Origin of the sequence: Mesorhizobium sp. M0778, assembly GCF_040320105.1 — a bacterium.
In the GTDB taxonomy this organism is placed as follows: Bacteria; Pseudomonadota; Alphaproteobacteria; order Rhizobiales; family Rhizobiaceae; genus Mesorhizobium.
This window is the reverse complement of sequence record NZ_JAMYPA010000002.1, coordinates 208,847-233,518: the sequence shown is the minus strand read 5'-3', so window position 1 is coordinate 233,518 and position 24,672 is coordinate 208,847. Positions and strand designations below refer to the sequence as shown.

19 protein-coding genes and 2 tRNA genes are annotated in these 24,672 nt (G+C 62.3%); 6 read left to right on the top strand and 15 right to left on the bottom strand.

The features are described 5' to 3' along the window. Positions 1–38 precede the first annotated feature (38 nt). The 3 genes from NKI22_RS04875 to NKI22_RS04865 form a co-directional block, all read right to left on the bottom strand. Entirely contained in the window at positions 39–3,713 is a 3,675-nt protein-coding gene (locus NKI22_RS04875; RefSeq protein WP_352814586.1) for an SPOR domain-containing protein, read from the bottom strand. Positions 3,714–3,816: 103 nt separating this feature from the next. After that, the gene (argS, locus tag NKI22_RS04870) at positions 3,817–5,574 is read right to left on the bottom strand and encodes an arginine--tRNA ligase (RefSeq protein ID WP_352495389.1); all 1,758 of its coding nucleotides are present in this window, start codon (positions 5,572–5,574) and stop codon (positions 3,817–3,819) included. A 61-nt stretch (positions 5,575–5,635) separates the two neighbouring features. Continuing rightward, positions 5,636–6,850 carry a deoxyguanosinetriphosphate triphosphohydrolase gene (locus tag NKI22_RS04865; RefSeq protein ID WP_352495390.1) on the bottom strand — a complete coding sequence of 405 codons (1,215 nt, stop codon included), beginning with the start codon at positions 6,848–6,850 and terminating at the stop codon, positions 5,636–5,638. Positions 6,851–6,923: 73 nt separating this feature from the next. On the opposite strand from NKI22_RS04865, the gene erpA reads away from it, so the two are divergent. From erpA to NKI22_RS04845, 4 genes are all read left to right on the top strand, one after another. After that, positions 6,924–7,271 carry an iron-sulfur cluster insertion protein ErpA gene (gene erpA, locus NKI22_RS04860; RefSeq protein WP_352467016.1) on the top strand — a complete coding sequence of 116 codons (348 nt, stop codon included), beginning with the start codon at positions 6,924–6,926 and terminating at the stop codon, positions 7,269–7,271. Between the two features lie 2 nt (positions 7,272–7,273). Continuing rightward, positions 7,274–7,663, top strand: a complete 390-nt coding sequence (locus NKI22_RS04855) for a VOC family protein (RefSeq protein ID WP_352495391.1) — start codon at positions 7,274–7,276, stop codon at positions 7,661–7,663. 30 nt (positions 7,664–7,693) lie between these two features. Then, positions 7,694–8,488: an exodeoxyribonuclease III gene (gene xth, locus NKI22_RS04850; RefSeq protein WP_023720052.1), complete on the top strand. Its 795-nt coding sequence runs from the start codon at positions 7,694–7,696 to the stop codon at positions 8,486–8,488. A 77-nt stretch (positions 8,489–8,565) separates the two neighbouring features. Beyond that, positions 8,566–8,880 carry a hypothetical protein gene (locus NKI22_RS04845; protein ID WP_023720051.1) on the top strand — a complete coding sequence of 105 codons (315 nt, stop codon included), beginning with the start codon at positions 8,566–8,568 and terminating at the stop codon, positions 8,878–8,880. Positions 8,881–8,904: 24 nt separating this feature from the next. Here NKI22_RS04845 and NKI22_RS04840 read toward each other — a convergent pair whose 3' ends face one another. The 9 genes from NKI22_RS04840 to NKI22_RS04800 all read right to left on the bottom strand — a co-directional run bounded on the left by NKI22_RS04840 (position 8,905) and on the right by NKI22_RS04800 (position 20,785). Then, a complete protein-coding gene (locus NKI22_RS04840) occupies positions 8,905–9,741 on the bottom strand; it encodes a tetratricopeptide repeat protein (protein ID WP_023678939.1) in 837 nt (278 codons plus the stop codon). Then, positions 9,728–11,452 carry a dihydroxy-acid dehydratase gene (gene ilvD, locus NKI22_RS04835; protein ID WP_352495392.1) on the bottom strand — a complete coding sequence of 575 codons (1,725 nt, stop codon included), beginning with the start codon at positions 11,450–11,452 and terminating at the stop codon, positions 9,728–9,730. Before ilvD ends, NKI22_RS04840 begins: the two co-directional genes overlap by 14 nt. 278 nt (positions 11,453–11,730) lie before the next feature. After that, the gene (locus NKI22_RS04830) at positions 11,731–12,951 is read right to left on the bottom strand and encodes an OmpP1/FadL family transporter (RefSeq protein WP_352938411.1); all 1,221 of its coding nucleotides are present in this window, start codon (positions 12,949–12,951) and stop codon (positions 11,731–11,733) included. Positions 12,952–13,353: 402 nt separating this feature from the next. Continuing rightward, positions 13,354–16,137 carry a valine--tRNA ligase gene (locus tag NKI22_RS04825; protein WP_352938414.1) on the bottom strand — a complete coding sequence of 928 codons (2,784 nt, stop codon included), beginning with the start codon at positions 16,135–16,137 and terminating at the stop codon, positions 13,354–13,356. A 436-nt stretch (positions 16,138–16,573) separates the two neighbouring features. Beyond that, complete coding sequence (locus NKI22_RS04820; protein WP_352938417.1) at positions 16,574–17,437, bottom strand: DUF2497 domain-containing protein; 864 nt, start codon at positions 17,435–17,437, stop codon at positions 16,574–16,576. Positions 17,438–17,635: 198 nt separating this feature from the next. After that, positions 17,636–19,027 carry a TolC family outer membrane protein gene (locus NKI22_RS04815; protein WP_023720047.1) on the bottom strand — a complete coding sequence of 464 codons (1,392 nt, stop codon included), beginning with the start codon at positions 19,025–19,027 and terminating at the stop codon, positions 17,636–17,638. Between the two features lie 186 nt (positions 19,028–19,213). Further along, complete coding sequence (locus NKI22_RS04810) at positions 19,214–19,882, bottom strand: protein-L-isoaspartate O-methyltransferase family protein (protein ID WP_352958253.1); 669 nt, start codon at positions 19,880–19,882, stop codon at positions 19,214–19,216. An 89-nt stretch (positions 19,883–19,971) separates the two neighbouring features. Next, positions 19,972–20,045 (bottom strand) — tRNA-Cys (locus NKI22_RS04805). Between the two features lie 479 nt (positions 20,046–20,524). Beyond that, complete coding sequence (locus NKI22_RS04800; protein ID WP_254818304.1) at positions 20,525–20,785, bottom strand: hypothetical protein; 261 nt, start codon at positions 20,783–20,785, stop codon at positions 20,525–20,527. A 220-nt stretch (positions 20,786–21,005) separates the two neighbouring features. Here NKI22_RS04800 and NKI22_RS04795 point away from each other — a divergent pair. After that, positions 21,006–21,080 (top strand) — tRNA-Asn (locus tag NKI22_RS04795). Positions 21,081–21,413: 333 nt separating this feature from the next. After that, positions 21,414–22,055, top strand: a complete 642-nt coding sequence (locus NKI22_RS04790; RefSeq protein WP_023720043.1) for a peroxiredoxin-like family protein — start codon at positions 21,414–21,416, stop codon at positions 22,053–22,055. Between the two features lie 1,651 nt (positions 22,056–23,706). Here NKI22_RS04790 and NKI22_RS04785 read toward each other — a convergent pair. The 3 genes from NKI22_RS04785 to NKI22_RS04775 all read right to left on the bottom strand — a co-directional run bounded on the left by NKI22_RS04785 (position 23,707) and on the right by NKI22_RS04775 (position 24,642). Continuing rightward, on the bottom strand, positions 23,707–23,997 hold the full coding sequence (locus NKI22_RS04785) for a DUF982 domain-containing protein (protein WP_023720041.1): 291 nt from the start codon (positions 23,995–23,997) through the stop codon (positions 23,707–23,709). Positions 23,998–24,206: 209 nt separating this feature from the next. Beyond that, positions 24,207–24,461 carry a DUF982 domain-containing protein gene (locus tag NKI22_RS04780; protein ID WP_023720040.1) on the bottom strand — a complete coding sequence of 85 codons (255 nt, stop codon included), beginning with the start codon at positions 24,459–24,461 and terminating at the stop codon, positions 24,207–24,209. 49 nt (positions 24,462–24,510) lie between these two features. After that, the gene (locus tag NKI22_RS04775) at positions 24,511–24,642 is read right to left on the bottom strand and encodes a hypothetical protein (protein ID WP_280940424.1); all 132 of its coding nucleotides are present in this window, start codon (positions 24,640–24,642) and stop codon (positions 24,511–24,513) included. Positions 24,643–24,672: the final 30 nt, after the last annotated feature.

Genomic DNA, 24,672 nt, shown 5'->3' with positions numbered 1-24,672 from the left:
GGCGCGAGCGCCGGCTTTTCGAGAGGTTTTTGGTGCCGCTAGTGGGACACGAAGCAATTGCCGCCGGCAGCCTTGTAGCTGGTGCACAGTTTGATCGCCTCGTTGCGCGACTGCGCTGGAACGCGGACGCGGTAGAAGGTGCCCTTGCCGGCAATTTCGGCCTTGACGATGTTGGCGGTGCGGCCGGAAAGCACGCTGCCGTAGCGGCGCTGCAGATCCTGATAAGTCGACTGGGCGCTTTCGACTGTCGGCTGCGAAGCGATCTGTATCGACCACGAACCAGCGCCGGCCGCGGCCGGATCGATGGAAGCAACCTGATCGGGCTTGACTTCGCCGACTACGTCGACCGGCTGGTCGGACGGACGCTGCGGCGCCACTGGGACCGTGGCCGGGGTGTTGGCGGACTGCTTGCTGGCTGAGGGCTGGGCCTTGGCTTCGGCCTTGGTGTCGGGCTTGGGCGCCGGCTGCAGCTTGGTGGTTTCGGCCTGATCGCCACTCGCCTGATCGCCACTCGGCTGGTCACCAATCTTCTGATCGCCAATCTTCGGATCACTTGTCATCTGCTCGATCAGGGGCACGGTGCCAGTCTGCGCGGCGGCGTCGGCCTGGGCCGACGGAGCCACTTGCTGCGGCGCCGGATCTGCCGGCTCGGCAGCAGCCATCTGCGGGGCGGCAGGCGCCGGATCCTCGCGCGCCACCAGCGAGCCGTCAGGTTTCACGACCATGGTCCGTACCTTGCGCGGCGCAACGGCGACGATCTCGGGGTTGGCACCCTTCTCGGCCTCCTGCAGAACCTGCGCGATGCGATCCTCGGACTTGGGCGCCGGTGCGGCGGCAGTTTCGGTACCGCCAGCGGCATTGGCGCCAAGCGCATCGGTGTCAGGCGCGTTGGTATCAGGCGCGTTGATACCAGAGGCGTTGGTGTCGGACGCCACTGTGCCGGGCGCGTCGAGATCGTCCGCGGCGTCGGGGTCATTGGGCGAAAGATCGACGACGCGGCTCTCCGGTTCGTTGGCTTTCAGGTCCACAGGCTCTTCGGTGTTGGTGACCAGCTTCTGCTGAACGGGCTCGGCGGGCTTGGCGCCCTTGACCACAGCGTCATAGACCTTGTTGTCCTGGTTCGGCACGACGGTGCCGCCTGGATTTTCCGGCTTGATCTTGATCGGCCTGTTGTCGGCCTTGACGATAACCGGCGCATCGCTGCCGCTCTTGCCGCCGAGGGTCAACGCAAAGGCGCCAAGGCCTCCGGCGATCGCCACCGCGCCAACCACCGCTCCTATCAGCAGCCCGCGCCTGCGCGGCTGCCTTTCGGCCCCGCGTTCGGCAAGACCCGGAACCGACATCTCCTCGTCCAGTTCGGGATCGTAATCGAGCTCATCGAAGGTGAAATCGTCGGCTTGCGAAACCGGCTGGCCACTGGGCAATGGGCCCAGATCGAAACCGTCCGCTGCATCGGCATAGGAAGCGGCCGCCGCGCTGACGGGGGCCTCCGCAGGCTTGGCGCCATAGCCGCGCGTCTCGCCACGATCTTGCTTATAGCCAGACGCGAAGCCGGCATCGTATTCATCGTCATAGCCAGCACTGCGCACCGGGGCAGGCGCTATATCCGTGGCATTCATTTCGGTGAGAAGGCTGGCAAAATCGGCATCAAGATCGTCGTAGGCGGGCGCCACCGGCTCGTCATCGTCGAAATTGAGCTCCGGAATATCGAGATCGTCCGCCAGCGCCACGACGCGCTCAGGCACGTCGACCGTCTCGACATCGGGCATCTCGTCATAGGCGGAAGGTTGTTGATGCGAAGTTGGTGCAGCTTCCGTGTAGGCGGGCCGATCTTCATAGGACGGCCTCTCTTCACGGGATCCCTGGCCTTCATAGGACGGCGCCTCTTCGACCGGTGCGGCCCGATAGGACGGCGTTGCAGCCGGCTGCGGCGGTGGTGCCGGACGCGCCGAAGCCACCGGCTGGCTTGCAAAAGCGGGCTGAGGCTGGGCGACCGGCGTCACGCGGCTCCACGAGCGGGCCGGCTCGGGCGGCGTGGCGCGTGTCGTCAGCCAGTTCAGCGCATCGAGCGGATCTTCTTCGGAAGCAGCTGCGGCACTCTTGTCGGCCGAGTCATGATCCAGGCCGATATTCCTGGCGAAGTCGGCATCGAGCGCATCGTTGTCCAAATCATCCGCAGGTCTGGCAGCGGCTTCAGCACCGAAATCCTCGCCTTCAAGCTCATCCAAGAGGACACTGCCAAGATCGGCGTCATCGGCGGCACTGGACTGCTGCGGCTCAGCGGGCTCGTGCTCGTCGAGTTCCCAATCCAGCTCGTCGACAGGATGCACCGGTTCGTTGGTGACGTCTTCAGCCGCCGCCATGGGCTGTTCAGCGGCCACTGCTGGCTCCTGAATTGCGGGCGCCACGGGCTGCTGAGCAGCAGCCATCACAGGCTTCTGGGCAGGCTGCTGGCTTGTCTGAGGTTCGTTGGCCGCTTGTGCCGGCCGTGTGCTCATCGCCCCCAGCAGCGCGTTCAGCTCGTCTTCCAGGCTGCGTTCCTCAGCCACTGGGGCCGTCGGGGCGACAGCGGCGGCCGGCGGCACGGGTTCGGCCGCAACGACCTGCGCCACGGGCTCTTCGACGTCTTCGGCAAGCGCATCGTCGAAGTTCAGATCGAAATCGTCGTCGAACGCCGCTTCAGCAGCCGTGCCGGAAAGCTCGACGGCCTCTGGTTCTTCGATTTCGGCAGGCTCGTTCGGGCGAACGTCTAAGTCCATGTCGACGTCGGCCATGGCATCATCGAAATGGCCGGCAAAATTCTCATCGTCCGAAACCGCCTCAACCGGCGATGCCGGGGCGGCGACGGTTTCCGCCGGCTCATGCTCGTCGACCATCAGCTCGTCTTCGAGCGAGCTTGCAACGGCATCGTCGAACTCGTCATCGAACGCAGGCTCGGCGGCTTGCGCCGCGGTTTCAACGGCGACGGCCTGCTCCATCGGCTCATGCTCTTCGAGCATCAGCTCGTCTTCGAGCGAGTTGGCCACGGCGTTGTCGAACTCATTGTCGAAGGCAGGCTCGTCGTCGAAGGCGGGCTCGTCGACCGGCGCGTATGCATCGGCTGCGGCCCTGGGTCCGTCCTCGCCCGTCGCCCCGATCTTGCCCGTCACATCGTCGTCGTGCCGAAAATCCTGATCGAGCGAGGCGGCAAGTTCGTCGTCACTCGAAAGGTCGTCCTCGAACGGCGACACGTCTTCGAGCGAGCCGGCGACGGCGTTATCGAACTCCTCGTCGAACTCGGGCTCGACAGCGGGAGCGAACGCCCTTTCGGGGGCGAAGGCAATTTCGTCGGCGGCAACAGGAGCGGCCGCAACGGGAGCAACATCATCCACCGCACTGTCGTCGAACGCGAAATCCTGTTCGAACGAGGCGGCAAGCGCGTCCTCCATCTCATCCGTGGTAGCCGGTTCGGGTGTCGGCTCGCGAAGCTCGGCATGGGAAGCATTGTCATTGGCGTCGGCGCCGAACTCGCCCATCAACTCCTTCTCGAGATCGATGTCGAAATCGGCCTCGCCCTCCGGCGGCCCGGCGGCAGCGGCTTTCGGCTGGGCCGGCGTTTGCGGTTTGACCGGTTGGCGCGGGTCGAACCCCATGATCCTGGTCAGTTCCGCGAACGGATCATCGTTGGCGATGTCGTTGTGGTCGGCTGCTCTCAGCTGGGTTCTGTCTGCCATTATTGTTCCCGAACTCGCACTCATTCGGACGCCATGGACGTCGCGTAGGGTTGGCCCTTACCAGCGCAATGTGGGCAAAAGGTGACAGGTTTTTTACTCAAACCTAACGCATTTCGGTGGGCGCATTGGCTCCGATCAGCGTCAGGCCGGACGTCAAAACGTCCGAAACAGCCTGCACCAGCCCTAGTCTGGCATGCGTCAATTGTCGGTCGTTAACCTTAACAAAACGTAAGTCAGGATTATCGGTGCCGCGGTTCCAGTGTCCGTGGAAGCTGGAAGCGAGTTCGTAGAGGTAGAATGCCAGCCGGTGGGGCTCAAGCGCGAGCGCCGCGGCTTCGATCAGCCGCGGATATTCGGCAAGCTTTCTGATCAGGCCGATCTCACCCTCGTCGGTCAGCAAAGCCACTTCGGCGGCCAGCTGGTTGCGGTCGAACATGGCCTCGCCCAATTGCTCGCTTGCCTGCCGGAACACCGAATGGCAGCGCGCCGAGGCATACTGCACGTAGAACACGGGATTGTCCTTCGACTGCTCGGTCACCTTGGCGAAGTCGAAATCGAGCGGCGCGTCGTTCTTGCGGTAGAGCATCATGAAGCGGATCGGGTCGCGGCCGACCTCCTCGACCACTTCACGCAAGGTCACGAACTCGCCCGACCGCTTCGACATGCGCACCGGCTCACCGGCGCGAAACAGCCTCACCAGCTGGCAAAGCAGCACGGTAAGCTTGACCTCGTCGCCGGCAATCGCCCGGGCAAGCGCTTCCAGCCGTTTCACATAGCCGCCATGATCGGCGCCAAGCACATAGATCAGGTCAACGAAGCCGCGATCGACCTTGTCCTTGAGGTAAGCGACATCGGCAGCGAAATAGGTGAAGGTACCGTCCGACTTGACCAGCGCCCGGTCCATGTCGTCGCCGACCGCGGTCGAGCGGAACAGCGTCTGCTCGCGGTCCTCCCACTCGTCCGGCTTCTCGCCCTTGGGCGGCGGCAGCTTGCCCTTGTAGATGTGGCCCTTCAGCGTCAGGTCGCTGATCGCCGAGCGGATCTTCTTCGCATTGTTGGCATGCAGCGTCCGCTCGGAAAAGAAGACGTCGTGATGCACGTTGAGCAGCGCCAGATCCTCGCGGATCATCGCCATCATCGCGTCGATCGTCCTGTCCTTGACGATGGCAAGTGCCTCCTCGTCCGGCATCTGCAGTAGGGAGCGGCCGAATTCGCTGGCCAACGCCTGACCAACGGGGATCAGATAGTCGCCTGGATAAAGCCCGGCCGGAATCTCGCCGATCTCATCGCCAAGCGCCTCGCGGTAGCGCAGGATGACCGAGCGTCCGAGCACGTCGATCTGCGAACCGGCATCGTTGATGACATATTCCTTGGTCACGTCGTAACCGGCGAAGGCCATCAGGTTGGCGAGCGCGTCGCCGACCACGGCACCCCGGCAATGGCCGACATGCATCGGCCCGGTCGGGTTGGCCGAGACATACTCGACATTGGTTTTCTTGCCGCCGCCGACTGTCGAGCGGCCGTAATTGCGGCCCTCGCCGAGCAGCGCCGTCAGATGTGCCTGCCAGAAGTCGTCCTTGAGCTTGAGATTGACGAAGCCCGGGCCGGCGATCTCGGCGGCCGCGATATCCTCGTCGGCGCGCAGCGCCTCGGCCAGCCTTTCGGCCAGCGCGCGCGGGTTCTGGCCGGTCGGCTTGGCCAACACCATGGCAGCGTTGGTGGCGAGATCGCCATGGCTGGCATCGCGCGGCGGCTCGACGGCGATGCGCGACAGATCCGGCGGCACGCCATCCTTGTCTTTCAAATCAAGCGCTTCGACGGCCTTTATGATTCGCGCGTTGAAATCGGCGAAGATGTTCATTGCTATGGCTCTGACGGTTTTGCAGGGATCCGGCTCGTTGGCCGGCAAAATCGCGCCCGCCCTAGCTCAAATCCGGCGTATGGTCAAACAAACGCCTGTGTTCCTTGAGTGCATAAGTGTCCGTCATGCCAGCCAGGAAATCGGCAACACTGCGCGCCTTGACGCGATCCTCCGCCCGATCGAGCCCTTCGCGCCAGCCATCCGGCATGGCGCGCGGATCGGCGAAATAGACGTCGAACAGGTCCCTGACGATCTGGTCGGCGTCGGCGCGCACCCGCATGACCTCCGCGTGCCGATAGAGATGCTTGTAGAGAAAGGCCTTCAGCTCCTTTTCCGATACGGCCGTCTCGGCGGAGAAGCTCACCATCGTCTCGCCGGCCGCCCTTACCGCCTCGGCGCTGTCGGGCTTGATGCGCGCCAGATTGGCCGTCGTCGAGACGATCACGTCCTCGACCATGATAGTGATCTGCCGGCGCATCAGCTCGTGGCCGGTGCGTACGTCATCGAGCGCCGGATAGCGCTCACGCACCCCCTTGAGGATCGACCCCGGCAGCGAGAGGTCCTCCAGCATGTCCAGCGTCAGCAGCCCTGCCCTCAGCCCGTCGTCGATGTCATGGGTGTTGTAGGCGATGTCGTCGGCAATCGCCGCGCACTGCGCCTCGATACCGGCGAAGCGGTCGAGCTCGAGGTCGTGCAGTTCGGAATAGTCGCGGATCGCCTGCGGCACCGGCCCCTTCAGCCCTTTGCCCTTGGCATCGGTCAGTGGGCCATTGTGCTTGACCAGCCCCTCCAGCGTTTCCCAGGTGAGGTTCAGCCCATCGAACTCGGCATAGCGCCGCTCCAGCCGCGTCACCACGCGCAGCGATTGCGCATTGTGGTCGAAGCCGCCCCAGGCGGCCATCTTCTCGTTCAGCGCGTCCTCGCCGGTATGGCCGAAGGGTGTGTGGCCGAAGTCGTGCACCAGGGCCACCGCCTCGGCCAGGTCCTCGTCGCCGCGCAGTGCCCGCGCCAGAGCGCGTGCAATTTGCGCCACCTCGATCGAATGCGTCAGCCTTGTGCGGTAATGGTCGCCTTCGTGTGCGACGAACACTTGCGTCTTGTGCTTCAGCCGGCGGAACGCCGTCGAATGGATGATGCGGTCGCGGTCGCGCTGGAACGGCGTGCGCGTCGGGCTTTCCACCTCGTCGAACAGCCGGCCGCGCGACTTCGCCGGGTCGCTGGCATAGGCCGCGCGCGGCCGATAGCCGAATCCGATGTCGCCCAACTCGTTGGTCATAGCGTATGCCGCAGTTGACTTGCCCCGTCGCGCTTCATACCTATCATACGAAACCGAAAGCAAGGTGACGCCCATGGGCGCTGATGCCAAGACCGCCATGAAAGTCGAGATGACCGACGCCGCCGCCAAGCGGATCGCCAAGATCGTGGCGAGCGAAGCCGGCAAGACGGCCCTGCGCGTCTCGGTCGAGGGCGGCGGCTGTTCCGGCTTCTCCTACAAGTTCGATCTGGTCGATAGGCGCAATGATGACGACGTCGCCATCGAGAAGGACGGCGCAACCGTGCTGATCGACGACCTGTCGCTGGTCTATATGGGCGGCTCGGTGATCGATTTTGTCGACGATCTGATGGGCCAGTCGTTCCAGATCAGGAACCCCAATGCGGTCGCCTCCTGCGGCTGCGGCACCAGCTTCTCGATCTAGAAATGCCCGACATCGGCGCGGTCCGTCAGATCGCGCTTTCCGCCGGACGCGATCTCGACGCAACGCTGGCCTTCTGGCGCGAGGTGCTCGGCATGAGTCTGCATGCGCGTTTCGATCCTCCAGGCATCGCCTTCATCATGGCAGGTGACGTGCGCCTGCTTTTCACCGACGGCCTGCCGGCCGGCACCGTCTATCTCGACATATCGGACCTCGAAGAGTTCCACGCTTCGGCAAGGGCCGCCGGTGTTCCCTTCACCGCGCCGCCGGCGCTCGTCCATCGCGACACCGAAGGCCTGTTCGGCCAGGCGGGGGAAAGCGAGTGGATGGCCTTCCTAAAGGACCCGGCAGGCAATACGATCGGCCTTGTCGAACGTCACCCGCCGGATCGCTAGTCTCCGGACCACCAGCCTATCGAGGACGTCATGAAAATCGTCACCTGGAACATCAACGGCGTCCGCGCCCGCATCGGCAATTTGACCCATTGGCTGACGGAAAGCGCGCCCGACATCGCCTGCCTGCAGGAGATCAAGACGGTCGACGAGCAATTTCCTCGCGCCGAGATCGAGGCGCTCGGCTACAATGTCGAGACCTACGGCCAAAAAGGCTTCAACGGCGTCGCCATCCTGTCGAAGCTGCGTTTCGACGAGGTCAATCGCGGCTTGCCGGGCGACGATGCCGACGAGCAGGCGCGTTTCATCGAAGGCGTGTTCTCGACCGACAAGGGCGCCTTGCGGGTTGCCTCTATCTATCTGCCGAACGGCAACCCAATCGACGACGAGAAGAAGTTCTCCTACAAGCTTTCCTGGATGACGCGGCTGGAGCGCTGGGCCGAGGAGCGGCTTGCACTGGAAGAGCCGCTGGTCCTGGCCGGCGACTACAATGTCATTCCTGAGCCGGCCGATGCGAAATATCCGGAAAACTGGCTAAGCGACGCGCTGTTCCAGCCCGCAACGCGGCAGGCGTTCCGGCGGCTGAAGAATCTCGGCTTCACCGAAGCCGTGCGTGCCGTCACCGACGCCCCCGACGTCTTTACGTTCTGGGACTATCAGGCCGGCGCCTGGCAGAAGAACAACGGCATCCGCATCGACCACCTGCTTCTGTCGCCCGAAGCCGCCAATTGGTTTTCCTCGGCTTCGATCGAAAAACAGGTGCGCGCCTGGGAAAAACCCTCCGACCATGTGCCGGTGGCGATCGATCTGGCGCTGCGGCCGGCCTGATCGGAGCTGCTGTCCGGCGGCACATTGAGAAGTTGACCTCTTATCGCCACAAATCGCGCGCTTGATGAGAAATCATCATGGTGGCTGGGGTTCCCATGACTATCCGACTTGCACTTTGCACGTGTGCCGCGGCGCTCGCTTTTGGCGCGATGCCGGCCGTTGCCGCTCCGCTATGCCTTGCCAATGGCAAATCGTTCCAGATCGGTCAAATGGCCTGCCTGACACTTGCCGGACAAAGCCACCTCGCCCGCTGCGAGATGGTGCTCAACAACACGTCCTGGACAAAGCAGCGGGACGGCTGCCCGGAGAACACACTGGCCCCGCATCTGCAAGGCACGCCGATATCAACACCGGCGCCCGGCGGCGTGCCGGCGAAACCGACCGAGAACTGATTTAAATCGACCAATCCCGCCGGCCTACTGGTCGCCGCCACCCTTGGTCAGGATGTCGTCGGCCAGCGAAATCGCGGTGCGACGGTCGGCTTCGCCGGCGGCGGCAAACGCTTCTTCCTGCATGCCGCGGATCCATGGCTGGTCGGCGGGTGAGGCTCGTTCGAGTGCCGCGGTCATCATCGCCAGCCCGCGGACGATCTTGCCGCTTTGGAAAAGCAGGTTGCCGAGCGTCGCCTGCGCGCCCGCATGGCCCTTTTCGGCCGCCAGCTGGAACCAGCGTCCGGCCTGCTTGACGCTGGCCTTGACGCCGCCCTCGCCCTTGAGGAACATCTGGCCCATCTCGAACTGGGCGTTCGGATTGCGGTAGTTGGCGGCGGCACGCATGTAATATTCCTGGGCCGCCACCTCGTTCTCCTCGACGGGGCTGCCGGGAATGCCTTTCCTCAGATAGTCGCCAAGCGCCACCAGCGCGTCCGAAACATAGCTTTCCTCGGGCGAACCGGGCTCGACGTCCTGGTCGACGATCTCGCTGAAGAACTTGAATGCCGCGTAGTCGTCTCGCGCCACGCCATCGCCTTCGGCATACATGCGCGCAAGCTTCCAGGTGGCGCCGATCTGGCCGTTCTCGGCGGCATATTTGTAGGCTTCCGCGGCCTGCTCCTTATGGCCGTTCTTGTAAGCGGAAAAGCCGAACTGGAACACCGCCCACGGGCTCGACTGCGGCTTCACGCCGGTCTTGTCGTCGAACACCTTGTCGTCGAAGGCCATGGCCTGGCCGACGGCGCCTAAGGTCGCGCCAAACGTGGCGAGCGCAACCAGTGCCGAAAGGACAGACGACCTCAACAACTCAGATGTCCGCATAGCAGTGTGTTTCTTTGGCACCGCCCGGATGGGTGACCGCGCCGTCGCGGGCAGATCCGACCGTCTGTGCGTATTTCCAGATCGCGCCCGACTGATAGTCGGTCGTGCGCGCCTTCCATGCTTTTGCCCTCGCCGCCAGTTCGGCTTTGGACAATGCAACCTCGATCGTGCCGTTCACCGCATCGATCGAGATCAAGTCGCCGTCTTTCAGAAGCCCGATCGGGCCACCGACGGCCGCTTCCGGCCCGACATGGCCGATGCAGAAACCGCGCGTCGCGCCAGAAAAACGCCCGTCGGTGATGAGCGCCACCTTGCCGCCCATGCCCTGGCCGTAGAGAGCCGCCGTCGTCGACAGCATTTCGCGCATGCCCGGGCCGCCGCGCGGACCCTCGTAACGGATGACGAGAACCTCGCCTTCGCTATAGTTACGGCGCGTAACCGCCTCGAAACATTCCTCTTCCGAATCGAAGCAGCGCGCCGGACCCGAGAATTTGAGTTCCGCCATGCCTGCGACCTTCACGATCGCGCCTTCGGGGGCAAGGTTACCCTTCAAGCCCACGACCCCGCCGGTCTGGGTAATCGGCTTGTTGGCGGGACGGACCACATCCTGGCTGTCATTCCAGGAAACATGTTCCATATTTTCGGCCAAAGTGCGGCCGGTCACCGTCAGGCAATCGCCATGAAGATAGCCATGGTCGAGCAGCGTCTTCATCAAGAGCGGAATGCCGCCGGCCTCGAACATGTCCTTGGCGACGTATTTGCCGCCCGGCTTGAGGTCGGCGATGTAGGGTGTCTTTTCGAATATCCTGGCCACGTCGAAAAGGTCGAACTTTATCCCGGCTTCGTGCGCGATCGCCGGCAGATGCAGCGCCGCGTTGGTCGAGCCGCCGGTGGCCGAGACCACGGTCGCGGCATTTTCCAACGCTTTCATAGTAACGATGCCGCGAGGGCGGATGTTCCTTGCGATCAACTCCATGATCTTTTCGCCGGAAGCGAAATTGAAGCGGTCGCGCATCTCGTAGGGTGCCGGCGCGCCGCAGGAATAGGGCAGCGCCAGGCCGATCGCCTCAGCGACGGTGGCCATGGTGTTGGCGGTGAACTGGGCGCCGCAGGAGCCGGCCGACGGACACGCGGCTTGCTCGATTTCTAGCAGTTCGGCGTCGCCGATGGTGCCGACCGAATGCTGGCCGACCGCCTCGAATACGTCCTGCACGGTGATCTGCCGGCCACGGTAGCTGCCGGGCAGGATCGAGCCGCCATAGATGAAGATCGACGGCACGTTGAGGCGCACCATAGCCATCATCATGCCGGGCAGCGACTTGTCGCAACCGGCCAGGCCGACCAGCGCATCGTAGCAATGGCCGCGCATGGTAAGCTCGACTGAATCGGCGATGACCTCGCGTGACACCAGCGACGACTTCATGCCCTGGTGGCCCATGGCGATGCCGTCGGTGACGGTGATGGTGCAGAATTCGCGCGGCGTGCCTTTGGCGGCCGCCACGCCCTTCTTGACCACTTGCGCCTGGCGCATCAGTGAGATGTTGCAAGGTGCGGCCTCGTTCCAGCAGCTGGCGACACCAACCAGCGGCTGCGCGATCTCGGCCGCCGACAGCCCCATCGCATAGAGGTAGGAGCGATGCGGCGCCCGCTCGGGACCAACGGTCACGTGACGGCTTGGCAGCTTGGCCTTGGAGATCGCTCTGGCGTCCATACTCGTCCTTGCCGCGGGCGGTGCGGCCTGTCTCTTCGCCTAGCCTTTTGGCGCGTGTCCCGAGACAAGTTCGAGGTGCGCCGGGTTTATGGCGGGAAATGGGCAATGTTCCCAGGCGGCCGGGTGGCGCGAGGGTTGTTCAGAAACTGTTGCCGAAACGTCACAATTATCGGAGCGAACATCATGGGGGCAATTGTTGCGCTGGCCGAATGACGGATGACGCACCGAACGAAACGACCGGGCAGTGCCCGGCCGTTTTGTCGTTTAAAAATTTGTAGTTAGAACTTGATCTTGACGGAAGCCGAACCGGCGAGAAGCAGGTCGTTGCCGTAGGTATAGGTGACGGCATTTGCCACGTCGCCGACACCGCTGAAAGTCGATGACCCGCTCGTCAGCACACCGATCGAGCCGCCGAGCCTGACCTCGACCTGGTCGTTCGGCGAATAGGAGACGCCGCTGGCCACGGCCCAGGTATCCGACTGATAGCCGGAGGTCGTCGAGGTGCCGCGATCCCAGGTCAGCGAAACCACGCCCGACAATTGGTCGGTGAACTTGTGACCGATACCGCCCGTGATCGTCCAGCCGTCGCGATAAAGCAGGTCGAATGAAACGGGCGAGGGAGCACCGGTTACCGGACTGCGCACGCCATTGATGGCAATGACGCCAAGCTTGCTCCACTCCTGCCAGCGGATGGAACCAAAGGCCAGCCAGCCAGGAGCTATACCGCTCTGCAGCTTGAATTCCAGAGCCTGAGGTATCTCGGCCGACGCCGAGACTGGGTACACGCCGGTAGAGCCAGGAACCAGATCCGCTGGAAAGGCGCCCCTGAAGCCGGTCGTGTCGACCGTTCCCGACAGCCCGTCATATTTATAGCTGGAAGAGTACATCAGGCTGGCGCGCAGAGCGATCTCGGGGATCTCATAGGCTGCGCCCGCACGCCAACCCCATGCCTCGTCGGACAGCTTGAAGACGCCGAGGCCGGTATTGCCGAAGGCGAGCAGTGTCTGGCGGGACAGAAACGCGTCGACCTGCTGGTAGGAGACACCGCCAATGAATCGTATGGCGCCCTTGCCGACGTTCACCTTGTAAGAGCAGGTGAGACCGAAATCGTCTGTGTCGACGGAGTATTTGACCGCTGTCGGCGAATAGGCGTTGTTCATGCCGAAATTTGCGTCCGCACCATACGGTCTGGTATAGGTGGCAAGACAGTCTACGGGCTCAAAGATGTTGGCCTTGATGCCGACATGCGGCACCGCATAGTCGCCACCAACATCCACCGCCGACGTCGACAGCCCCGAGCCGTCCAGACGCTGCACATTTTTGAGCGTGCGTTGGGGCGAAACATAGGTGACGCCTGCATCGAACGAATATGGCGCCGCGTCGAACAGCTGGTCGATGTTGACGCCGCCCCGGTCAAAGCCTCCGGAGTGCGCCGTCCCGGCCAAAGCCAGCGAAAAGGCCGCTGCGCCCAGCAGCGCTTTCAGACGCGAATAACACATGAATCTCCTCCCCGAATGTCATTCCATCAAGCTAGAACCAATTCAGGTTAATGGCGCAACAACGAATTCGCCGTGCGTACATGTACACCCTGGCCGAACGCATTTCCGACAAGGTGTCGGCCTTCTCGACAAGGCGGGAAAATGGCTGGCTCGGTACAAATCAATGAGAAAAATCGGGAAAATCGCCTAAATCACGACAAAACTGGGCATTTCGCGTGCGCAGCCACCCATTGTTACATTATGGCAACAATGGGGCAAAAACATTCAGTTTGCCTCAAGATTTACGCTGCGGAATGCCTGTTTTCGTGGCAGGAAGCCCATCTGGAAAGCAGATTCGTGACCCGGCGAATCTGCTCGATCAGCCGGCCCAATTTGCTCTATCAGCCGGCCCAATTTGTTCGATCAGCCGGCATCGCGCACCCGCGTCAATGCCACCGAAAGCTTCTCTTGCGCCTCGCGATATTCGGCGAGTTTTTCGCGCTCGGCCTCCACCACCTCGTCCGGTGCGTTGGCGACGAATTTCTCGTTGGACAGCTTCTTGTAAAGCCGCGCAATTTCCTCGGTCACCTTGGCAAGTTCCTTCTGCAGGCGCGCTGCCTCGGCTGTAACGTCGATCAGGCTGCCGAGCGGCAGGCAGATGGTCGCCTCGTTGACGACGATCTGGGCGGAGCCCTTGGGCGCCGCATCGACCAGCGAGATGTCGCCGACCCGCGCCAGCCGCTTGATGGCCGATGCCTGGCGCTCAAGCCTTTGGTGGGTCGTTTCATTGGCACCGATCACCATCAGGGGCGCGATCGCTGCCGGCGGCACGTTCATTTCCGAACGCACCGAGCGGATGCCGGAGACGAGATCGACCAGCCAGTTGATATCGGCGGCGGCCTCCTCGTCCTCGAAGTCGGGCGACGGCCAAGCCGCATGACAAAGCAGCGACGGCCGTTGCCTGCCTTCGCCGGCGGTTTCAGCCCACAGTTCCTCGGTCATGAACGGCATCATCGGATGCAGCAGCTTATAGATCTCGTCGAGCACGAAGGCGACGCAGGCCCTGCTCTCGGCCTTGGCGGCTTCGTCGGTGCCCATGAATACCGGCTTCAGCAGTTCCAGGTACCAGTCGCAGAACTGGTTCCAGACGAAGCGGTAGGCAGCACCCGCCGCCTCGTTGAAGCGGTACGAGGTGATGCCGTCGGTTATGTCGCGCGCGGCTCGCGTCAGCTCCGTCAGGATCCAGCGGTTGACCGCCAGCTTGGCGTCCTGCAGCCAGAAATCGTCGTCGCGCGCCACTTCGTTCATCTCGGCGAAGCGCGTCGCGTTCCACAGCTTGGTGCCGAAATTGCGATAGCCGGCAATGCGGGCCGGATCGAGCTTAACGTCGCGCCCTTGCGCTGCCATTACCGTCAAGGTGAAGCGCAGCGCATCGGCGCCATATTCGTCGATGAGGTCGAGCGGATCGATGACGTTGCCTTTCGACTTCGACATCTTCTGTCCATTCTTGTCGCGAACCAGCGCATGCACATAAACGGTATGAAACGGCTCCTGGTCCATGAAATGCAGGCCCATCATCATCATGCGGGCGACCCAGAAGAAGATGATGTCGAAACCGGTGACCAGCACGTCGGTCGGGTAATAGGTCTTCAGCTCCGGCGTCTGGTCCGGCCAGCCGAGCGTCGAGAACGGCCACAGCGCCGACGAGAACCATGTGTCGAGCACGTCCTCGTCGCGGGTCAGGATCTCGCCAGGCTGGAAATTCTCGAGTTTGTCCTCGACCCAGGCCTTCCACGGCCCTTCCAGCGCCAGATAATATTCGACGGCGGCACCGAGCGCTTCTTCCTCGGTCTTTTCGACAAAGACATGCCCGTCCGGCCCGTACCAGGCAGGGATCTGGTGGCCCCACCAGAGCTGGCGCGAAATGCACCAGGGCTGGATGTTCTCCATCCAGTCGAAATAGGTCTTTTCCCAGTTTTTGGGCACGAAATTGGTACGGCTCTCGCGCACCGAGGCGATCGCCGGCTTGGCCAGTTCCGCCGCATTGACATACCATTGGTCGGTCAGAAACGGCTCGATAGGCACGCCGCCACGGTCGCCGTGCGGCACGGCGTGGCGATGCGGCTCGACCTTTTCAAGAAAGCCGCCCGCCTCCATCAACTCGACGATCTTCTTGCGCGCATCGAAACGATCCAGGCCATCGAGGCCGTCCCAGACGGCCTGGCGCTCCGGCGTCACTTCCAGTCCGGCCAGAAAGTCCTCATTGTCCTTGAGGCTCACCGCCGCATTGACGGTGAGGATGTTGACCGCCGGCAGCCGGTGGCGCTTGCCGACCTCGAAATCGTTGAAGTCATGCGCCGGCGTGATCTTGACCGCACCGCTGCCTTTTTCGGGATCGGAATACTCGTCCGCCACCACCGGGATCTTGCGGCCGACGATCGGCAGGATGAGGTTCTTGCCGACGAGATGCCGGAAACGCTCGTCGTCGGGGTGGACTGCGACAGCCGTATCGCCCAGCATCGTCTCGGGGCGGGTCGTCGCAACGGTGATGAAGGTTTTCGGATTTTCCGGATCGAACGTCTTGCCTTCGACCGGATAGCGGAAGTGCCAGAGGTTGCCGTTGACTTCCTGCTGCTCGACCTCGAGATCCGAGATGGCGGTCAACAGCTTCGGGTCCCAGTTCACAAGGCGCTTGTCCTTGTAGATCAGCCCTTCCTTGTAGAGCGTCACGAACACTTCGAGCACTGCCTTCGACAGGCCCTCGTCCATGGTGAAGCGCTCGCGGCTCCAGTCGGCCGAGGCCCCGAGCCGCTTCAGCTGGTTGAGGATGGCGCCACCGGACTCGGCCTTCCACTCCCACACCTTGTCGATGAACTCATCGCGCGTCAGGTCGCGACGGTGGATCTGCTTTTCCATCAGCTGGCGCTCGACCACCATCTGGGTGGCGATGCCGGCATGATCCATGCCCGGCTGCCACAAGACGTTCTTGCCGCGCATGCGCTCGAAGCGCACCAGAATGTCCTGCAGCGTGTTGTTGAGCGCATGGCCCATATGCAGCGAGCCGGTGACGTTCGGCGGCGGGATGACGATGGTGAAGGCTTCAGCCCCCTCCTCGGCGCCGGCACCGGCCCGAAACGCGTCGGCCTCTTCCCAAATCCTGGCAATCTTCGGCTCGACGGCTTTGGCGTCGTAGGTCTTTTCGAGCATGGGAAAACGGTCCGCGCTGTCCGGAATTTGTGGTCCGGTGTAAATCGGAAGGTTGTTGCCAAGTCAACCGCAAGGGCGGCATGGCCGATAGATAGCGCCGGGATGGTTAGGTGCAACTCGCGGAAGTGACGTTGCAAGGCAATCGCTTCAGGTTTGCGCTGCCCCTCATTGCCGTGCCCGTCCTCCGCAGCAGCTGCGCTGAAGCTGCGGAGGGTGGACCGGGCATTTCTCGCCGTGTAGTGACGGGGAGAAAGACGCCTGCACTCCTGTACTGAAGCTTTCGCCAATCACGAACGTTGCGGAAAACGCGGCGGGGTTGCGGTCAGCCCCTTCTGCCCGTCACTATACGGGGAGGGTGCCGGCAGGCGGATGACGGGCAGCGCCGACTTCGACGATTTGCCGGTCGAGCGCCGCCCATCGGCGGCTCTCCGAATTGCTACTGCGCGCCGCGCGCGACGCGCTCGATTTCCTCGCGCACCAGCCGCTCGACCAGCGTCGGCAGGTTGTTGTCCAGCCAGTCCTGCAGCATCGGCCGCAGCATCTCCTCGGCCATCTCGTCGAAGGTCTTCTTGCTGCGGCTGGCAAATGCGTCTGAAAGCTCGCCGAAGGCGGCGGCAACCTGCCGCCCCGTATGTTCCGAAAGGATCGCCGGCCGAGAGTACGGCGCCTCGCTGGCCGCCGAACTCGCCAATCCCATTTTCGAAGGTCCCGGGCCGATTTTCGAAGGTTCCAGGCCGCTTTCCGAAGACTGCGACCCATTTTCAGAAGGCTCCGGCGCAGGTCCAGCAGTCGCCTCGTCTTCGAAAACCTCGGCTTTTGGCCCGGCGTCCGGCGTCCGGGGTGGCTCGGCCCGGTCCGGGTTGGCCATCGCGTCGCCGACCGCTGCGATCTCGCGCCGCCAATCGGCAATGATGGTGTCCGTCGTCTCGGCAGCCTTGGCCGTCGCAGGCCGATCCGGCTTTGCGGGCGGTTCGGGAGCGGTGTTCACCTCAGCCAGAGTGACCGGCGCTTTTGCCGGGCCGGGACGCACTTCCGTATACGCATTGACGGGCGCGGATGATGGCTGCACCTCGGCCCGCGTGGCCGGCTTGGCGATCTCCAGTCCGCCGCGCAGTTCGGAACGGAACGCATCGCCCTCCGCTGCCCGTCCGGCTGCCGGCGCCGGTTGCAGATCCTGGCGCAGCTCGTCCGCGTCGCCCGGCTGCTTGCGGCCGGTATCGCTGTCCTCGATGATCCTTCTGATGGAAGCCAGTATCTCTTCCATGGAAGGTTCGCGCTGTACGCTGCTTGCCGTCGCCATCGTCACATCCGCCGCCCTTGTGACTCGTTCTCAGATTTCCTGTCCGGCAATGCCGGATTCGAATCATGGCGACAGCGTAACCGACGGAACGCCCTGCGAGAATCCCCAATCTGGCGACATCTCGGATTTCAACAGATTAGGGTCGGGAGTGGAAGCCCGCGCGTCGTTCGAGCGCGGGCTGAAACCACGGCCTGGCGATCAGCGGCCGTCCGGCGTGCGCAGGCCGATCCACTTGTCTTTGACGGCGTTGTAATGCTCTTCCGGCCTGTACTTCGTCACATTGAGCGCAAGGCGGTCTGCCGACAAATGGCCAACCGCAGAGAGGATGGCATAGCTTGCCACCACCACGTCGCGTTCGGCACTGGCAAGATTGATCTTGGCAGTGATGACGGTCGCCTGCGCATTGAGAACGTCGAGCGTGGTACGCTGGCCGACATTGCGCTCCTCGATGACGCCGTTCAAGGCAAGCTGCGCGGCGGCGACCACCTGCCGGTTGGCCGTGACGCTTTGCTGCGCGGCGGTATATTGCGTCCATGCCGATGTCACGGCCTGGCGCACCTGGTCGCGACTCACGTCGACTTCGATCCGCGCCTGGCTGAGCGATTCCTTGTTCTGGCGCACGGTCGCCGAGGTCCGTCCGCCGGAATAGATCGGCACGGTCAGTGTCGCGCCGATGTTCGCCGACGTCCTTGTACCATCCTGCGATGCCCCAAGGACGCCCGGAACCGTGTTGCGATAGTCGCCGGAAACGCCGGCGCTAGCCGAAAGCTGCGGCAGCAGCGCGCCTTCGGCCGATTTAACCGAAAACGCCGCCGCGTCGACCAGATGCTCGGTGGCGAGGATGGCCGGATGTTCGGCCGATGCGATCGCAATCGCTGCATCGAGACTCGACGGCAACAGCTTTGACAGCGGCGAAGCCGGCCTGAGCCTGCCCGGCTCGTCGCCGACGATCTGGCGATAGGTCGCAGCACTTGCCAGCGCTGTCGCGCGGGCGGCGCTCAACTGCGCCACCGCGGAGGCGCGCGAAGCATCGGCTTGCGCGACGTCGGTGCGCGTGCCTTCGCCGACCTCGAAGCGCGAACGCGCCGCACGCGCCTGCTCGGTCAGGAATTGCAGATTCTGTTCGGTCAGCACCGCGATCTGGCGGTCGCGGATGACGTCCATATAGGCACTTGCCGCGTTGAACAGGGTGTTTTCTTCGGTGTTGCGCAGGCTCTCGACCGAGGCGCTGACCCGCGCTTCAGCGGCCGCGACATTGTTCCTGGTCTGAAAGCCGTCGAACAGGGTTTGATTGATCTGGACGCCAAAGTTGCCGGTAGTTATGCGTGCGGTTCGACTGGTACCATTGACGTGGGTGCTGGTGTAGTCGATGTCCGCGGAACCGGTGATGGTCGGGCGCCAGCCGGACTTGGCGATTGCAACGCCCTCGTCGGTGACGCGGACGCCGGCGCGTGTCGAATTGAGCGAGGAATTGTTTTGGTAGGCCTTTGAAAGGGCCCCGATGATCGTTTCGGCCGAGGCGACCATTGGAGAAAGCGCGGTCGCCGAAACGAGGACAGCGGTAAAAAGCAACTTGCGTACAGACGGCACGTTATATTCCCTCATTCGTTTTGCACGGGAACTGCGCCACGCTGGCTTCTCCTCTGATCAGCCGGCGCCGCGTTTTTTATCGTTCCCCCGCTGAAAGCCCCCAAGAAACACCCGGTTATGCAGATCAGCAACGATTGTTCAAACGCAAGCGATCATGACAACGCCTTCGCTGCAAGGCAAAATCACTCAGAATTCGAAGGCGGGAATGCGTTCAAATCCAGGTAGTGGCTTAATTGCCGCATTAAATGCGCGTCTTCCCGTTACAACCCCTCCAGTCTTAAAAAAAAGCCGGGCTACGCCCGAATTGCCCTGCCCCTCCACGGCGACGAGTCGGCCGCCTTCGGCAAGCTGGTCGAACAGCGCCGCCGGCACCTCCCCGACGCTGCCGCCGAACAGAATCACGTCGTAAGGCGCCTTGGCAACATGGCCTTGCGGCAGCGGCCCCTGGACCACCGTGACATTGCCGCAACCCAGCGCGGCAAGCGTCGAAGTGGCGGTTTCGGCCAGCGCCGGATCGCTTTCCAGCGCAACCACGGACCTTGCCAGCCGCGACAGGATCGCCGCCGCATAGCCGGTGCCGCAGCCGACATCGAGTGCCGAAGCGCTTGGGCCGATATCGGCCAGCTGCATCAGCTTGGCCAATGGCGACGGTTCCATCAGATAGCGCGGGCCGTCGGCCGTATCGGCAATACGGATGTCCTCATCGATATAGGCGAGATCGCGCTGGCCGGCGCCGACAAAGGCCTCGCGCGGCACGACAAGCATCGCCTCGAGCAACGGCGCGCTGGTCACGTCGGTGGTGCGGATCTGGCCGTCGACCATCTTCACCCGGCGTTCGGCAAAATCAGCGCTCATGTTCCAACCATCCGCTTGCCGCGCGAAGGCCGCGGCTGTTTCGACCGGAACTGAAGCCCCCTGGCGCTGACGCGCGGGGGCTCGGGCATTGGAGGCCTCGCCCGGAATCGAACCGGGGTGCAAGGATTTGCAGTCCTCTGCGTAACCACTCCGCCACGAGGCCTCATTGCTCCCGGCGTTCCACCCGGCTCCAATAGGTTGCGGCGAAAATGCCGTCAAGCGGCCACCATGCATTCCCAACGGTTCTTCCGACATCGAGGCGCTGCTTATCAACGCAATACCATACTAGCAACAACATATTAGCTTATCGTTAAGCACGATTCTCGGCGAGAGGAACCCGATACCGGCGGCCACGTTGGGCAGATAGGAGGGTCCGCCATGCGTCGAGCAGCTACGGAAGATGGCACTCCGCGCGGATTGTCGCAGTCTGCAGAGCTTGTGCGCTATGCCATCGACCGCCTCAGCATAGAAGGCGCAAACAGCCTGCCGCCGCGCGACCCTGCGCGGCTCGCATCGGCTACCGCCGTCCTCAAGGAGCTTTGCGAACGCCTGGAAAGCTGCTTCGACCAACCTCGGTGATGTCAAGACGGATCATGCCGCTCTCAAACAATTGCCTGTTGCCGGCCTGTCAGCAGGGCAACCTCAATCCGGCCGACGCCGTCGCTCCCACCAGACGACGAAGCGGCGCCGGTGACGACGCACCAATGCGAATTCGTAGGAGAGCACCAGCAATCCGATCGGCACCATCCAGAAACCCAGGATCGGCAGGAAGCCGAGAATGCCGCCGATGATCAGCACGACGCCGATCGCAATCCTGAGGCCGCGCGAGCGCGGCATGGTGAACTGGCGGCCGAAGACCGAGATTTTCCGGGCTGGTGGCTGGTCGTCGCTCATTGCCGTCATGTGAAATGTCGATCCGTTTGCATCAGTAGCACCATCAGCCGGAGAAAGCCGCAACGGCCTTTTCCGTTCCCTGACAGGCGAGAGACAGCTCATATGAGGGCGCTCGCCGGCCATTGCCAGAAAGCCCTGCGCCAAAAAGCACCGAAAAAATGCGAAATGCTTCTTTGCAAAGCCGAAACGGGTTTGCTATAGGCTGCCCCACTCACATGAGAGCCTCTGTTCCCCGGTAGCTCAGTGGTAGAGCAACCGGCTGTTAACCGGTTGGTCGCTGGTTCGAATCCGGCCCGGGGAGCCATCGCCTTTTCTACGCCAAGTCGCGATTTTGCACGCCGGCGTGCGATTTTTCCCTACGCTTCGATCTCGTGTCAGAGCATCGAGGACAGATGAAATCAAGCGCAGAATAGCGGCCTCGCCCGCCCCGCCTATTCTTCGCAAGCCGATCGCAGGACTGGCGACGCAGATGCTTTTTCGTGTTATGATGGGCTTGCAACGCGCGTAATCTCGACCTCGGCAATATGGCAGAGGTCGAAAGCTATTGCCTTGGCACAGGAAGCTTTCGCCCCCAGCACTTGATCGCCTCCGCTGGGTGTGCTGCTTTCCCTGACTGATCGCGGCGAGGAGGTTGTCCATGTCTACGAGTAGTGTTGACCGCCCGCTGCAGCCGGGCGACAGCGCACCGAATGTTGTGCTCAATGCGATCTCACGCGAAGGCAAGATCGCGCTCGATGATTTTCGAGGCCGTAGCCCGTTGTTGATCGGTTTGTTCCGAGGCCTGCACTGTCCGTTCTGCCGGCGCCATGTCGCGGCGATGGCGCAACTTAAGCCGGCCCTGCGGGAGAAAGGCGTCGAATGCCTGGCTGTGGTCAATACGCCGGTCGAGCGGGCGCGGCTCTATTTCCGTTACCACCCGGCACCCGATCTTCTCGCCGCATCCGACCCGGAGCGAGCCTCGCACCGTGCTTTCGGCTTGCGCGAGGTCGGGATGGACACGGTCATGGCGATACCGTTCCATCTTCCGGGCGAGTTGCCCGAGCCTATGGACGTCATGGCAATGAATGAATTTCTTAACAAGAAGGAAGGTTATGAGATTACGGAAGTCGATCAGCAGGCGATGGCTTCCAGCCAGGCGCAGCTTGTCGGTCAGTTCCTAATCGACCGGGCGGGCATCGTACGCTGGAACTTCACTGAAGTTCTGGAGGATGGCCTCAACACCTTCAGAGCGCCGAATCCCGAGGAATTGATGTCGGCAGCTTCCCAAGTTGCACATTAAGAGGCTGCGGAAATGGGCTGCTAAAAACTCGCTCGACGGCCACCGTCCTGTGGTGATTCTTTGGATTTAACAATCGTCGAAATGCTCAGCGCCGGAGGCTAAGGTCTGCCCGTGGGCTTCGTAGCGATTTTTCGATTCAACGGTCTGCGGACCGCCCCGACGCTAGAGTGAGCAAGCCGCATAGACGGGGCAACGTCCGCTCCTTGCCGCAATCACGTTGTTCCGACAGGCGCGCATAAGGTAATTATGCCGCCTCCCCGTCTGCTGCTCACTAGACTCCATAGCGAACCTTGATTAGCGGCCCCTCCCTCGCACATCCGGGTTAGATAACAGGGGGAACGCCGATGTCTGTGAGATCGTGTGTGCGCACAACGCCCTCCTTCGCGAGTGCGACTGCCCGTTGCCTCAAAGATGGTTTTGGCCCACCGGTTGATCGGAGGCGCTCGGCGCGCTCCCGGTCACGCTCGCGAGTCTTGATGGCGGGCTGCGGCGCAGTTTTGAGAGGAATCGGCAGCTCATAGTTCGCGGTTTCGTCCGGCCCGGGGAGCCAGTATTTTCAAGGCTCCGGCGTTTTCATTGTTTTGGCTGACACCACGGTTTTGACAACGCCAAGACCATGGTCACTGCGTCTGGGATTCCCTATCGTGGAAGAATGTGATTGCTGAGCGACGATTCCGCTCGCCACTCCACGAACTGTGTCAGTCGTCACCACTGCTGAGGGCCGGCTATGTAATGGGTAAGCGCCGCCGACTGCATTCCCTTCCCTCCTCGTTGACGAAAAGTGTTCGTTCGAATGATGCTTTTCCGTTGCCCTAAGCGCAAGGTTTTGACCAGCCAGCACAGGGCCTCCTCTTAAGCTCGCTGGTCGTCAAGGCCCAGCGGCCTCTAGCTGCCGTCCCCCCCGCAACCAAGCCGCTGGGCCGCCTCGCCAACGGCGAAGCTTGCAGGCCGATGTATATTAGCAACATCTTGACTAGGCGCCGTCCGCTCCAGACTCAAGCGTCTGGCGCGGGGCACTGGTTGCGATCACGGCCACGATACGTAGGCGGGTCACTGAGGACCGGGCAAGCGTCTCGATTCCGAGCTACGGCTTCCCGCATTCCATCGTGGACAGCACGTCCAAGATCAAGAGAGGTCAGCAGATCGAGCTTGCCAGCGAGATCACACGCATAGAGGAGGAAGGCGGCACTCACAATCGACATGGGACCGCTGTCAAGCCTGACGCCGAGGGGTATTAACCGACGTTCCTTTTAAATTTGAAATGCCTTACCCGAGGCCCGCCCTGGAACGGTAGGTCAGGGCGCTGATCTTCCTCGTCCGGCTCAGCCTGCATCGCGGGCCTTCATGAAAAGCTCCAGCAAGTCGGCGCCAATGCCGAGGGTTGCCATGAGGCTGAACTTAGAGCGGCTAGGGAGTTTCGTCGTCTCTGGCCTTACCAATCGCCTCAAGTAATGAAGCTAGGGTTGGGGTCAGCTCTGTTTCGACTGGCCCAAACAGCTTGTGTACATGACGACGATTGTCTTCGGTTCCGATCAACTCCCGAACGGCGTCTGCAAGGGACTTATGCCCAGCTTTGTCGCGCTTTGTCATGTCGACCGAGCTTCCCCGCCTGTCGCGCAACTCGGAGATCAGGGAATGGTTGCATTAGGGATCAGGAATGTTTGGGTACTGGGCTCGGGTAACTGGCACATTCGGCCCTAATCAGACGAGCGCAGCACCCCTCCTCCTCGGCAGCAGCCAAGAATGCCTTTCGTGCCTCCTCAGGTTCCATCTCGTCGGAAATGCAGGCGATGCAGACGCGCACCGCTTGGTTCCATTTGGGGCCACGCTTGGTCCACTTCATCAGCTCCTGTCCGGCTGCCTCGACGTTGTTCACGTTCCGGGTCATACCGGCACGGTCAGTCGTCACAGGAACCGGAGGGGAGAACCAATGGGTTGCCATAAGGGGAACTTAGAGCGGCACAAGCCTGCCGACCAACCCAGGTTGTAGGGAACGATGTAGGCCCTCGCGGGGTTAGAACTTGCAGCGGTCGAGTCTTCGTGGATGCAGCCGCTGAGGGGGGTCCGTCGCCTGTCCCTCACCGGCGGCGGGCTCCTTTCTGGAAGGCGGTGTTGGTCAGAGACACATAGAACCTTATACCGCAAAACAATTTAGCTATTTGTCGTTGGGGGAATTAACGTCCCCTCCTCCATCGCGGCAGCCAGGAATGCTTTGCGGGCCTCCTCGGGTTCCATCTCGTCGAATATCACGGCCATGCAAACGCGCACCGCGAGGTCCCAGCAAGGGCCACGCTTGGTCCACTTCATCAGCTCCTCGCCGGCTGTCTCGGCGTTGTTGACGTTGCGAATGATCCCGGTACGCTGTGTCTTGACGGGGACCGGAGGGTTGAACCAGTGGGGGGCCATACGTCACTCTTTGTCGGCCCTATCAAGTTCCTCCAGCAAATACCTTTGCTCAGCCGGCAGTTCCCCTTTCTACAGGCAGATTTAGCAGGTTGCGAAGGTAATTGCGGATTACCTCTGAAGTGATCCACCGCCGCACAACTTCGGCAATAACCTTCTGTTTGGCTTTATCGATTTCAGCCATGTTCGGGCCTGCATGCTTAAAAGGACCGAA

What these genes read in the sequence shown, in the direction of transcription:
- NKI22_RS04785 (WP_023720041.1), bottom strand. Translation starts at nt 23,997, where the DNA reads ATGGCAACCCATTGGTTCTCCCCTCCGGTTCCTGTGACGACTGACCGT.
- xth (WP_023720052.1), top strand. Translation starts at nt 7,694, where the DNA reads ATGAAAATCGTCACCTGGAACATCAACGGCGTCCGCGCCCGCATCGGC.
- NKI22_RS04840 (WP_023678939.1), bottom strand. Translation starts at nt 9,741, where the DNA reads ATGCGGACATCTGAGTTGTTGAGGTCGTCTGTCCTTTCGGCACTGGTT.
- NKI22_RS04810 (WP_352958253.1), bottom strand. Translation starts at nt 19,882, where the DNA reads ATGAGCGCTGATTTTGCCGAACGCCGGGTGAAGATGGTCGACGGCCAG.
- NKI22_RS04865 (WP_352495390.1), bottom strand. Translation starts at nt 6,850, where the DNA reads ATGACCAACGAGTTGGGCGACATCGGATTCGGCTATCGGCCGCGCGCG.
- ilvD (WP_352495392.1), bottom strand. Translation starts at nt 11,452, where the DNA reads ATGGACGCCAGAGCGATCTCCAAGGCCAAGCTGCCAAGCCGTCACGTG.
- argS (WP_352495389.1), bottom strand. Translation starts at nt 5,574, where the DNA reads ATGAACATCTTCGCCGATTTCAACGCGCGAATCATAAAGGCCGTCGAA.
- NKI22_RS04875 (WP_352814586.1), bottom strand. Translation starts at nt 3,713, where the DNA reads ATGGCAGACAGAACCCAGCTGAGAGCAGCCGACCACAACGACATCGCC.
- NKI22_RS04825 (WP_352938414.1), bottom strand. Translation starts at nt 16,137, where the DNA reads ATGCTCGAAAAGACCTACGACGCCAAAGCCGTCGAGCCGAAGATTGCC.
- NKI22_RS04790 (WP_023720043.1), top strand. Translation starts at nt 21,414, where the DNA reads ATGTCTACGAGTAGTGTTGACCGCCCGCTGCAGCCGGGCGACAGCGCA.
- NKI22_RS04800 (WP_254818304.1), bottom strand. Translation starts at nt 20,785, where the DNA reads ATGACGGCAATGAGCGACGACCAGCCACCAGCCCGGAAAATCTCGGTC.
- NKI22_RS04855 (WP_352495391.1), top strand. Translation starts at nt 7,274, where the DNA reads ATGCCCGACATCGGCGCGGTCCGTCAGATCGCGCTTTCCGCCGGACGC.
- NKI22_RS04845 (WP_023720051.1), top strand. Translation starts at nt 8,566, where the DNA reads ATGGTGGCTGGGGTTCCCATGACTATCCGACTTGCACTTTGCACGTGT.
- erpA (WP_352467016.1), top strand. Translation starts at nt 6,924, where the DNA reads ATGGGCGCTGATGCCAAGACCGCCATGAAAGTCGAGATGACCGACGCC.
- NKI22_RS04820 (WP_352938417.1), bottom strand. Translation starts at nt 17,437, where the DNA reads ATGGCGACGGCAAGCAGCGTACAGCGCGAACCTTCCATGGAAGAGATA.
- NKI22_RS04830 (WP_352938411.1), bottom strand. Translation starts at nt 12,951, where the DNA reads ATGTGTTATTCGCGTCTGAAAGCGCTGCTGGGCGCAGCGGCCTTTTCG.
- NKI22_RS04775 (WP_280940424.1), bottom strand. Translation starts at nt 24,642, where the DNA reads ATGGCTGAAATCGATAAAGCCAAACAGAAGGTTATTGCCGAAGTTGTG.
- NKI22_RS04780 (WP_023720040.1), bottom strand. Translation starts at nt 24,461, where the DNA reads ATGGCCCCCCACTGGTTCAACCCTCCGGTCCCCGTCAAGACACAGCGT.